Annotated in this window: 10 protein-coding genes and 1 tRNA gene; 9 read left to right on the top strand and 2 right to left on the bottom strand. The window is 33.9% G+C overall.

What is annotated here, in order from left to right:
• Positions 1 to 80: 80 nt before the first annotated feature.
• Both HOG88_RS00055 and HOG88_RS00050 read right to left on the bottom strand, forming a co-directional pair.
• On the bottom strand, positions 81 to 1,352 hold the full coding sequence (locus HOG88_RS00055; RefSeq protein ID WP_295002009.1) for a response regulator: 1,272 nt from the start codon (positions 1,350 to 1,352) through the stop codon (positions 81 to 83).
• A gap of 90 nt (positions 1,353 to 1,442) precedes the next feature.
• Positions 1,443 to 1,745, bottom strand: coding sequence for a hypothetical protein (locus HOG88_RS00050; RefSeq protein ID WP_295002008.1), 303 nt, complete (start codon positions 1,743 to 1,745; stop codon positions 1,443 to 1,445).
• Between the two features lie 103 nt (positions 1,746 to 1,848).
• Here HOG88_RS00050 and HOG88_RS00045 point away from each other — a divergent pair, with 103 nt between their 5' ends.
• The 9 genes from HOG88_RS00045 to HOG88_RS00005 all read left to right on the top strand — a co-directional run bounded on the left by HOG88_RS00045 (position 1,849) and on the right by HOG88_RS00005 (position 11,051).
• Positions 1,849 to 2,655: an NAD+ synthase gene (locus HOG88_RS00045; protein WP_295002007.1), complete on the top strand. Its 807-nt coding sequence runs from the start codon at positions 1,849 to 1,851 to the stop codon at positions 2,653 to 2,655.
• Positions 2,656 to 2,665: 10 nt separating this feature from the next.
• On the top strand, positions 2,666 to 3,787 hold the full coding sequence (locus HOG88_RS00040; RefSeq protein WP_295002006.1) for a DegT/DnrJ/EryC1/StrS aminotransferase family protein: 1,122 nt from the start codon (positions 2,666 to 2,668) through the stop codon (positions 3,785 to 3,787).
• A gap of 6 nt (positions 3,788 to 3,793) precedes the next feature.
• A complete protein-coding gene (locus HOG88_RS00035; RefSeq protein ID WP_295002005.1) occupies positions 3,794 to 4,702 on the top strand; it encodes a tetraacyldisaccharide 4'-kinase in 909 nt (302 codons plus the stop codon).
• 37 nt (positions 4,703 to 4,739) lie between these two features.
• Entirely contained in the window at positions 4,740 to 6,089 is a 1,350-nt protein-coding gene (locus HOG88_RS00030) for an OprD family outer membrane porin (RefSeq protein WP_295002004.1), read from the top strand.
• A gap of 9 nt (positions 6,090 to 6,098) precedes the next feature.
• Entirely contained in the window at positions 6,099 to 6,413 is a 315-nt protein-coding gene (locus tag HOG88_RS00025) for a DUF485 domain-containing protein (RefSeq protein WP_295002003.1), read from the top strand.
• Between the two features lies 1 nt (position 6,414).
• Complete coding sequence (locus HOG88_RS00020) at positions 6,415 to 8,085, top strand: cation acetate symporter (protein WP_295002002.1); 1,671 nt, start codon at positions 6,415 to 6,417, stop codon at positions 8,083 to 8,085.
• Between the two features lie 89 nt (positions 8,086 to 8,174).
• Positions 8,175 to 10,127, top strand: coding sequence for an acetate--CoA ligase (gene acs, locus HOG88_RS00015; protein WP_295002001.1), 1,953 nt, complete (start codon positions 8,175 to 8,177; stop codon positions 10,125 to 10,127).
• A 55-nt stretch (positions 10,128 to 10,182) separates the two neighbouring features.
• Positions 10,183 to 10,866, top strand: coding sequence for an orotidine-5'-phosphate decarboxylase (pyrF, locus tag HOG88_RS00010; RefSeq protein WP_295002000.1), 684 nt, complete (start codon positions 10,183 to 10,185; stop codon positions 10,864 to 10,866).
• Between the two features lie 95 nt (positions 10,867 to 10,961).
• A tRNA-Ser gene (locus HOG88_RS00005) sits at positions 10,962 to 11,051 on the top strand.
• Positions 11,052 to 11,507: the final 456 nt, after the last annotated feature.

Genomic DNA, 11,507 nt, shown 5'->3' with positions numbered 1-11,507 from the left:
CCTGTCTTTTATGTAATTTGGTAATAAGTTTAGCTAAAATATTATATGTTATGCTAATAAATAAGTATAAATTATAATATTTAAGATTTTTTGTGAATAATTACTTTATTTCTACCTGTTTCTTTAGCTTCATAGAGTGCTTTATCTGATAAAGTTAGCATATCTTCAAGAGAACAAGCGTTACCATAATATAATCCTATTGAAACAGTGTAAGAGATAGTTGCCCCTGAAACAGATAAAATATTTGATTCAAAAGCGGCACGGATATCTTCAAATTTATTTAAAGCTTTTTCTTCTGATATATCATCAAGGAGTATACAAAACTCTTCTCCACCAAATCTAGCAATTAGGTCACTACTTCGCAAATGTTTTTTTAGAATATTAGCGACTTCTTTAATTGCAACATCACCAATATCATGTCCATATGTATCATTTATTTTTTTAAAGAAGTCTATATCAATAGTTGCAACAGCAATGGAGAGACTTTTACGTTTTGTTTTTTCTAAAATTGGAATACCACTTTCAAAGAAAAAACGACGATTGTATAATCCTGTTAAAAAATCTTTACTTGCTGTTTCTTTGCTTTGTCTAAAGAGATCAATTAGTTCAAGATTCACATTAATACGAAGAGAAAACTCTTCATGTGTATAGGGTTTTTTTATAAAATCATTGGCTCCATGACGTAGGAATTTACTGGCGATAATAGGATCGTTACTACCACTCAGTGCTATAATAGAAAGTTTATCTTTACTATAGATTTGACGAAGTTCCATAGTTAGTTCCATACCATCCATATCAGGCAGCGAATAATCAGTAATTACAAGAGGAATGTATTGTTCACTAGTTCGTAGAATTTCTATCGCTTCTTTAGCACTTTTTGCTTCTAGTACACAAAGATTTAATTTTTCTAAACTTAATTTTGTTAATAAACGTAAAGACTTAGAAGCATCGATAATTAATACATGTGCATCATAATTTTTAAGAATACGTTTCGCGATAGTAACAATGTAGTCAAGACTCTGAGGGTTACTTTTAGTAATATATTCCATAATATTTTTTTTGAGGATTATATTTTTACTGGCATTACTTATGCCTCCCGTTAAAACAACTACTGGCACATCTTGTTCAGTTAAGAGGTCAATGACCTCTCCATTTTGAGCATCCGGAAGTGTGACATCTAAAATTGCAATGTGAAATCTGTGTTTTTGTACAATCTCTTGTGTTTGAGCATAAGACTCTGTAAAAATGAGATCTGCATCAATTTCTTGACATTCATCAAGGGCTTTTTTAACCATACTTCGCACAACTTTGCTGTCATCAACAATTAGAATTTTTTTTCGAGTGTTTTTCATATAATCTATTATCCATTAAAGCAGTATTAGGGAATAGTATAACTGTTAAGTTGATTAATGTCAATAAATCTGACTATAATGGGAGAAGTTTTAATCTTTCTCTTTAAAGTTATAATACTTTTTGTTTAAATATTTTGATACATCTAAGGCTTCATCATCAAACCAACCTACATCATTTCCAAATGCACATGCCGTTACTGAATTGTGGAGTTTTACAAAGTTCTTTGATTTGTCTTTTCTCTTGGAAAAATCATCCTCAATATGACATGCCATACAATTTGCCTCTGCAAAAAGTTCTTTTCCTATAGTGTCATTTGCTAGTATCATTGTCGCAAAATGAAAGTAAATGAAAATAATGATTTTTAGTGGCATAATAAGCTCCAGAAATTTCATTTATTATTGATATAGTATTGCTTATTAGCTTAAATGATTATTTGTAACAAAACTTAGTTATAATAAGAAAATTTAATATTTTTTAAAGGTTAAAGACAATAGTATGAATAAATATTCACAAATTTCAAATTATTTACAGCATTTTTTAAATGATGAAGTAAAGAAAACAGGTATCAAAAAAGTTGTACTTGGTTTGAGTGGTGGACTTGACTCTGCAGTAGTTGCAGTTTTGGCACATAAGGTATTTGGAAATGATTTACTTTGTGTTAAAATGCCTTCACATTATTCTTCTCAGAGTTCATTGGATGATGCAGATACATTATGTAAAGACTTTTCATTAAATATAGAAACAGCTTCAATAGAGCCTTTGTTAAAAGCCTATGAAGATATGAATCCGAAGTTAGATAATCTTAGAAAAGGAAATTTTTCGTCTCGAATGAGAATGTCTACTCTCTTTGATATTTCTGCTCGTGAAAATGCTTTAGTTCTAGGAACAAGTAATAAAAGTGAACTTATGCTTGGTTATGGTACTTTATATGGAGATCTTTCTTCTGCTATAAATCCCATTGGAGATTTGTATAAAAGTGAGGTCTTTGAACTTGCAGAGTATTTAAATGTCAGTCAGTGTATTATCTCTAAACCACCATCTGCTGATTTATGGGATGGACAAAGTGATGAAGATGATTTGGGCTATACATATGCCCAGTTAGATAAAGCGATGAAGCTTTATGTAGAAGATAGACATACTCGTGATGAAATAGTTAAAATAGGTGTTGATGCAAATATGCTAGACATGATAATAAAAAGAATTTTTAGAAATCACTTTAAGCGTAAAATGCCAGTGATCGCAAAATTAACATCAAGGACACTAAACCATGATTTTAATTATCCAAGAGATATAACTTTATAAAGGAAATATTATGAAAATACCATTTAATAAGTACGAAAGTAGCCGAGATGCACACTCAAATGTAAGTGATGCACTTGATGGCGAAGAGGTAAACCAAGTAGAACAATTAGAAGTAGACTTTGCTGAGTATACAGGATCAGAGTATGCTCTTGCAACTTCTCATGGTACTTCGGCATTGCATCTTGCAATGCTTGCACTTGACTTAAAACGCGGAGATAAGGTTGTATGTTGTGTAAATGCACATCCTAATGTTCCTGAAGTTGTACGTCATTTTGATGCAGAACCAGTTTTTATTGACATTGATGAAGCAAGTTATAACATTGACCTTGATAAACTAGAAGCATATCTCGAAGACAATAAGTCAAAAAAACTTAAAGCAGTTATCATTACACATTTAGGTGGTTTAAGTGTTGATTTAGACAGAGTATATAATATGGCAAAAATCTATAAGGTGAAAATTGTAGAAGATGCATGTGATGCATTAGGAGCTACATATAATGGTGAAAAGATAGGTTCTAATGGCGCAGACATAGTCTGTTTTAACTTTTCCCCATATATGAAGAAAAATATCTGTACTGGTGGTATGCTGGTAACAAATAACGAAGAGATTATTGATAGGGCAAGACTCTTAGCAAACCATGCAATAGTACGTGATGAAAATGCTCTGGAATATATTTATAATGTTGTAGATATTGGAAATGATTACTCTATGAGTGAGTTAAACGCAGCTTACATAAGAGCGATTGTGGCTGAACAAGATAATAAAATTTCAAGACAACAAGCGATAGCCGCGATTTATACTAAAGCTCTAGAAAATATTGATCACATTACAGTGCCACAACTTTTTAGAGATGAGAATCCTTTTTCTTTATATGTTATTAAAGTTGATAAAAATAGAGATTCATTTGCTGTAGAATTAAATAAAAATGGGATTGGAACAGGCTTACATTATATACCAATACATTTACTTACATATTATAAGGCTAAATACTCTTTACGTGTTAATGATTTTCCAGTTGCACTTCGTGCATATCAACAAGTTTTATCACTTCCAATTTACTCGAGTATGAGTGATTCAGATGTTAAAACAGTTGTTGATAAGATCAAAAAAATAGCAAAAACAAGAGTATAAATTCTCTTGAAAAAGTCTTTCGTATTTTGGGTTGAAGAATATTTCTACAATCCAAACCTTTTTCAGAAAATAGTTTCATCTATATTATCCCCTATTAGTTTTTTATATTGCATTATGATGTTTCTTCGTTTTAAAATTCAAACAGAAGAAGACTTCGGCATAAAAATTATAAGTGTTGGAAATTTAAATGTCGGAGGAAGTGGAAAAACACCACTTGTAACGGCTTTATCTTTAAAGTATGAAAATGCAGCAATAATTTTACGTGGCTATGGTCGTGAGTCTAAAGGCTTGCATATCGTCAAAGACTTTGACAATATACTTTGTGATGTGAAAACCAGCGGCGATGAAGCTATGATATATGCTAAATTAGTTAAAAATGCCATAGTCATAGTAAGTGAAGATAGAAAAATAGCTATACGACGAGCCAAAGAGATGGGTGCAGAGATAGTATTCTTAGACGATGGATACTCAAAGCACTCTATAAAAAAACTAGATTTACTTATAGAAGTAAATAGTGAAAATAATTTTTGTTTACCTGCTGGACCATTTAGAGAAAGATTGTGGAAATCAAAAGAGTGTGTGATTTTAAGAGATGGCATTGACTGCAAACGTATAGTGAATCTCAAAGACGACACTAGTAAAATGTCTCTTGTAACAGCTATTGCTCGACCAGCACGTTTAGATGAGTACTTACCAGAAGTAGTCAGTAAAAACTACTTTGAAGATCATCATACATTTATTAAAAGTGAAATTGAAGATATTTTTAAAAGGGATGATTGTGATTCTTTGTTGGTGACATATAAAGATTTCGTGAAGTTAGAATCCTTTGGATTCCCACTATCGCTTTTAGATATGTATCTTGAAGTTACTGAAGATGTTTTTATAGCTATTGATGATTACATCTCTTTAAAGTAAGTTTAAAACAAAATATAATTCAATCTAGGAAAAAAAAATGAAAAGAAATATAGCAATGGGTGTAATGACCTTCATTAGTTCCATATCATTGAGTGGGGCAGATGATTTAAGTAGTATGTTTAGTAAGGGTAAAGCAAGCGGTGAGATTCGTGCATTTTATATAGATAGACAATATCAAGGTTCTTCGGGAGTAGATACTCATCGTAATGCAACTGCCCTTGGTGGACACTTAAAGTTTGAAACAGCAGACTATAAAGGTCTGAGTTTTGCAAGTGCATTTTACACAACAAATGAGATTCCAGTATTAAACTATACAGATAAAGACCCAACACTTTTTGGAATAAACAATGAGTCATACTCAATGCTTGGTGAAGCATATATAAAATATAAGTATGAAAAAACTACCTTTAAAGGTGGTCGCCAAAAACTCAACACTCCAATGGCTGGTTCTGATGATGTTAGAATGATACACAACCTATTTAATGCATATTTAGTAGTAAATAAAGATATTCCAAATACAACTTTAGTAGTTGGGCATATAAATGGTTTTGCTCAAGGTACATTTGGTGGTGTATATAACCCTGCACAAGATAATGAGAACTCACTTCTTGCAGTTACTTCAGGTTACTCGGCAGTAGATACTAAAAATCAGACTGGAAAATTTTTAAATATGGGTGGCTATGCAATAGGTCAAGATACAGCAGGTGTTTCAGTCGCTTCAGCTACTTATAAAGATGGGGCCTTTAAAGCACAACTTTGGGATTATTATGCATACGATATGGTAAATATAGTGTATGGACAAGTAGACTACTCTTGGACTTGTTTATTAAGTGATAAAGTACATCCTTATGTATCTGGACAAATCATAAGTGAAAATGGTGTTGGTGATAATTTAGTTGGAGACGTAAATGGATTATATGGAGGAGTGATGTTTGGTGCTAAAGTGGAAAACTTTAATGCTCATATAGCATACTCTCAAACAACTGAGAATAGTGCAGGTGATTTAGCCGGTGGCAAAATTGGAACTGCAAATGCAATCATAACACCATGGGGTGGTAATCCATCTTATACTCACGGAATGGTTACTCGTCATCAATTTATTGCAGGTACAAAAACGAGTAAAGTTGCAGCTTCTTATAATTTTAAAGATCTAGGTGCTAATTTATCTACTAGTATATATTATATAGCATTTGAGATGCATGAACATAGTGGTTACGGGATTGCTCGAACGGCAACAGAACACGGTTTTCATATTAAGTACTCTCCTGTTTCTGTAGATAACTTATCATTACATCTTCGTGGAAACTTTCCACGAAAGTATTATGAAACAGCTACAGGTGATAAAGGTTGGGATGAATACAGAGTCATTGCTAACTACACTTTTTAAGGATAGAACATGAATAAAGAACTCGTTGAAAAAATTAAGTTAAATCCTGATTATCAAAAACTTGTAAAAACAAGAAGCAGTTTTGCAATAAAATTATCTATTTTGATACTCGTTGTCTATTTTAGTTTTATATTAACAATAGCATTTAATCCAACTCTATTAGCTACTCCCTTATTTTCAGACGGAGTAACAAGTATAGGAATTCCTATTGGAATTTCTGTTATTGTCTTGGCATTTATCCTTACAGGAATATATACTCGACGAGCAAATCATGAGTTTGATGATTTGACAAATAAAATTAAAAACACAATAAAAGAAGACTAATATGAATATAACAAGATCATTTTTATTTTTAATTCTAGGGTCGGTAGTGGTATTTGCATCTGGAACTATTGAAGGAGAGATAACTAAGCAATCTCTAAATATTTCGGCAATTGCGATGTTTGTCATCTTTGTTGGGGCTACACTTGGCATAACTTACTGGGCAGCAAAACGCACAAAAAGTCCCAAAGATTTTTACACGGCAGGTGGAGGTATTACAGGCCTTCAAAATGGTATGGCTATAGCTGGTGACTATATGTCTGCTGCTTCATTTTTAGGTATCTCTGGACTTGTGTATCTAAAAGGGTATGATGGACTCATCTACTCCATAGGGTTTTTAGTGGGTTGGCCTATTATTTTATTTATGATTGCTGAGCCTCTTCGTAACTTAGGTAAGTACTCGTTTGCAGATGTTGCATCATACAGACTTCGCCAAACACCGATTCGTATTCTCTCTGCATTTGGTTCTATCGCTACAGTTATTCTTTACCTTATTGCACAGATGGTTGGAAGCGGAAAGCTTATTCAACTTCTTTTTGGACTTGAGTATGAGATAGCTGTTATTTTAGTTGGTGTACTCATGATTTTATATGTTACATTTGGGGGAATGCTTGCCACCACATGGGTGCAAATTATTAAGGCATTTTTGCTTCTGTTGGGTGCTACCTTTATGGCATTAGCTGTTATGAGTTACTATGATTTTAGCTTTGAATCACTCTTTTCTCATGCGGTAGAACTAAAAGGTATAGAAATTATGAGTCCAGGAGGACTTGTAAGTGACCCTATATCTGCTATTTCTCTTGCAGTAGCACTTATGTTTGGTACAGCTGGTTTACCACACATACTTATGCGTTTTTTTACAGTTAGTGATGCAAAGGAAGCTAGAAAATCAGTTTTTTATGCGACAGGTTTCATAGGTTACTTCTATATGCTTACATTCATAATCGGTTTTGGTGCTATTGTAATGGTATATCAAAATCCAGAGTATTTAGATGTGGCAAAACAAGCGATAAATGGAGGAAGTCCAATCCTTGGTGGAAATAATATGGCAGCAATCCATCTTTCGCACGCAGTAGGTGGAAATCTTTTTCTTGGCTTTATCTCTGCAGTCGCATTTGCTACTATACTTGCTGTAGTTTCAGGGCTTACACTTGCAGGTGCGTCGGCAATTAGTCATGACCTCTATGCTTCAGTTATAAAAGATGGTGATGCTGATCATCACAAAGAGATGCAAGTATCTAAGATAGCGACAGTTGTACTTGGTATAGTAGCTATTATTATGGGGATTATGTTTGAAACGCAAAACATTGCATTTGTTGTTGGACTTGCGTTTGCTATTGCAGCCTCTGCTAATTTTCCTGTACTTATTCTTTCTATGTACTGGAAAAATCTTACAACAAGAGGTGCTGTTGTTGGAGGTTCTTTAGGACTTGCAACGGCGGTTGTTCTGGTGGTAGTTGGCCCTATTGTATGGGTAGATATTTTAGCAAATGCAGAAGCAATTTTTCCATATAAGTATCCAGCACTCTTTTCGGTAAGTGTTGCCTTTATCTCTATTTATCTCATTTCTATAACTGATAATAGTCAGTCTGCACAAAAAGAGCGCGAAGCTTTTGAAGCTCAGTTTATTAGAAGTCAGACAGGAATAGGCGCTGAAGGTGCTACTGAGCATTAACTAAATATTATATATTATATCTCGAAGGAGAGAATAATTTTCTCTTGATATAATTTTCTTAATTAATTAAAACAATAAGGACATCCACAATGTCAGAAAAACAAATCTTTCAACCAAATCCAGAGTTTTCAAAAAGTGCCAATATAGGTAGTATGGATGAGTATAATGCTCTTCAAAACCGAGCTATAAATGATTATGAAGGTTTTTGGGGAGATTTTGCAAAAGAAAAGCTTGATTGGATTGAACCATTTACTAATGTTTTAGATGAGTCAGAAGCTCCATTTGTAAAGTGGTTTGATGGCGGTAAGCTTAATGTATCTGCTCAGTGTATTGACCGACATTTAGATACTCGAAAAAACAAAGCTGCCATAATTTTTGAAGGTGATAGAGGTGATGTTGAAACTATTACTTATCTTGAGCTGTATAGAAATGTAAATCGTTTTGCAAATCTTTTAAAAGAAGACTTTGGAGTAAAAAAAGGTGATAGAGTTGTTATCTATATGCCTATGATCCCAGAAGCTGCATATGCAATGTTAGCTTGTGCAAGAATAGGGGCTATCCATTCTATAGTATTTGGTGGTTTCTCTTCTGCGGCTCTTAAAGATAGAATAGAAGATGCAGATGCAAAAGTAGTTATAACTGCAGATGGTGCATTTCGTAAGAGTAAACCATATATGTTAAAACCTGTTGTTGATGCTGCATTAGAAGGTGACACACCGGTTGAAAAAGTTCTTGTTGTAGAGAGAAATAATGAAGATGTAACTTGGAAAGAGGGACGTGATTATTCTTACCACGAGCTTATTAAAAGCAAATCCTCTGAATGTGAAGCTGAAGTTATGGACTCAGAAGACCCACTATTTTTACTTTATACTTCAGGTTCTACGGGTAAACCAAAAGGTGTTCAGCACAATTCTGCTGGTTATATTTTATGGGCTCAGATGACTATGGAATGGGTATTTGATGTTAAAGAGAACGATACCTTTTGGTGTACAGCAGATGTTGGTTGGATTACAGGTCACACTTACATAGTTTATGGACCACTTGCAATGGGTGCGACAACACTGATGTTTGAAGGTGTTATTACATACCCAGATGCAGGACGTCCTTGGGCAATGGTTGAGAAACATAGAATTAATCAATTTTATACAGCTCCTACGGCTATTCGCGTTTTACATAAAATGGGTGAAGATGAACCTAAAAAATATGACCTGTCATCTCTAAAAGTTCTTGGAACTGTAGGTGAGCCGATAGACCCTCCTGCCTGGGGATGGTACTATGAAGAAGTTGGAAATTCTAAATGTGCAATCGTAGATACTTACTGGCAGACTGAAACTGGTGGGCATGTTATTTCACCACTTCCAGGTGCTACTCCTATTAAACCTGGTTGTGCAACACTTCCTGTTCCTGGGATAATTGCTGAGATTTTAGACCCAATAACTGGAGAGAAATCTGAAGTAGGGGAGACTGGTTATATGTGTATCAGCAAACCTTGGCCAGCACAGATTCGTAGCGTTTGGGGTGATAAAGAACGCTATGTTAAGTCATACTTTGGTGATGTTAAAAAAGATGGTAAAGCTGTTTACTTTACAGGTGACGGTGCAAGATATGACGAAGATGGATATATCACGATTACGGGTCGTACAGATGATGTTATAAATGTCTCCGGTCACCGTATGGGAACTGCTGAAGTTGAAGCAGTTATAAATGAAGATGAAAATGTGGCAGAGGTTGCAGTTGTGGGAAAACCACATGGTCTTAAAGGTGAATGTATCTTTGCATACATTGTACTTAAGTCCGATGATCATATTACAGATACAGCTGAGGAAGTAAAAGCTATCAATAATATTATAAAACAAGAGATTGGAACCATAGCTATGTGCGATCATATAGTTTTTGTACCAGGTTTACCAAAAACTCGTTCAGGTAAAATTATGCGTCGTATTCTAAGAGCTATTGCTAAGGGTGAAGAGATTACTCAAGATATATCAACACTTGAAGATCCAGCTATAGTTGCTAAAATAGAATCAATGGTTGAGTGCTAGTCTTTAAAAGATTAGAAATGTTATAATTTTGTAATTAAAAAATAGAGAGAAAATTATGGAATTATGTGTTGCACTTGATTTATCTACACAAGAAGAAAATCTAGCTTTAATTGAGAAGATTAAAGAACACGATGTCTGGCTAAAAGTCGGGCTTCGTACGTACATACGTGATGGCGAAGATTTTCTCAAAGCTATCAAACAAATCAACCCTGACTTTAAAATATTTTTAGACCTAAAACTTTATGATATTCCAAATACTATGGCTGATTCTGCTGAATCAATAATGGGACTCGGTGTTGATATGTTTAATGTTCATGCTAGTGCAGGTAAGAGAGCTATGCAGACTGTAATGGAGCGTTTGAGCTCATATAAGTCTCGTCCTATAGTTTTAGCTGTAACAGCTCTTACATCGTTTAGTGAAGATGAATTTCAAGATGTATATGAAAAAGGTATTGCAGACAAAGCTGACCAGTTTTCAAAAGATGCAATGGACAGTGGGCTTGATGGTGTTGTATGCTCGGCTTACGAATCAGCTTCAGTCAAAGATATTACTTCTAAAGAGTTTATGACTCTAACTCCTGGCATAAGACCATTTGGTGAAGATGCTGGAGATCAAAAGAGAGTAGCTGACGTTGCATTTGCAAAAGAAGCTCGTGTTGACTTTATAGTTGTCGGTCGTCCTATTTATCAGTCTAAAAATCCTGCTGATGTAGTACAAAGGATTTTAGAACAACTTTAATCGTAATTATCCTGTTCTTTTATATTTATAATGACATATTTTAACTTTTTAAGCTAAGTATTATGAAATTATTACTATAATTACGTTCTTCAAATGGAGAAGTGGGAGAGTGGCCGAATCCATGCCCCTGCTAAGGGCACGTAGGAGCAATTCTACCGAGAGTTCGAATCTCTCCTTCTCCACCACCACATAGAACCCTATATTAGGGCCTTATAGCTACTTTATTACTACAAATAATCATATAAATTTACAAATTCTTTTGATATATGTATAATAGTAACAGCATCAAAAATTAAAACCCTGTGAGTGAATCTCCACTTTTTGTAGTTTACCCTCTTAATCTAAGTTAGACATATGCACCCCATGAAATATATTTAATCTATATTCTTATAGAGTATTTATCTTAGTGCCTAACTCACTAAAATAATGTTATATTGTGATCTAATTATAAAAAGGAGTAAATTAGGTCTTTAAATGCAACAGTAAAAGCAAGATGTGACATGTCTGTCTATTTTATAGGGGACATTCCAGTTTATATTTTACCTTAGTAGCCAGAGCTTTACTCTCTAGTTACTAAGGTAAATCTTATGTTGTGATAGGGTATATGACATAAATTAGTTATTATACCTTCGATAAATTTT

Source organism: Sulfurimonas sp. (genome assembly GCF_018698455.1).
GTDB lineage: Bacteria > Campylobacterota > Campylobacteria > Campylobacterales > Sulfurimonadaceae > Sulfurimonas.
This window is presented reverse-complemented; position numbering and strand designations above follow the sequence as displayed.

Coding starts and splice junctions, on each gene's coding strand:
- HOG88_RS00055 (WP_295002009.1), bottom strand. CDS start 1,352: ATGAAAAACACTCGAAAAAAAATTCTAATTGTTGATGACAGCAAAGTT.
- HOG88_RS00050 (WP_295002008.1), bottom strand. CDS start 1,745: ATGAAATTTCTGGAGCTTATTATGCCACTAAAAATCATTATTTTCATT.
- HOG88_RS00045 (WP_295002007.1), top strand. CDS start 1,849: ATGAATAAATATTCACAAATTTCAAATTATTTACAGCATTTTTTAAAT.
- HOG88_RS00040 (WP_295002006.1), top strand. CDS start 2,666: ATGAAAATACCATTTAATAAGTACGAAAGTAGCCGAGATGCACACTCA.
- HOG88_RS00030 (WP_295002004.1), top strand. CDS start 4,740: ATGAAAAGAAATATAGCAATGGGTGTAATGACCTTCATTAGTTCCATA.
- HOG88_RS00025 (WP_295002003.1), top strand. CDS start 6,099: ATGAATAAAGAACTCGTTGAAAAAATTAAGTTAAATCCTGATTATCAA.
- HOG88_RS00020 (WP_295002002.1), top strand. CDS start 6,415: ATGAATATAACAAGATCATTTTTATTTTTAATTCTAGGGTCGGTAGTG.
- acs (WP_295002001.1), top strand. CDS start 8,175: ATGTCAGAAAAACAAATCTTTCAACCAAATCCAGAGTTTTCAAAAAGT.
- pyrF (WP_295002000.1), top strand. CDS start 10,183: ATGGAATTATGTGTTGCACTTGATTTATCTACACAAGAAGAAAATCTA.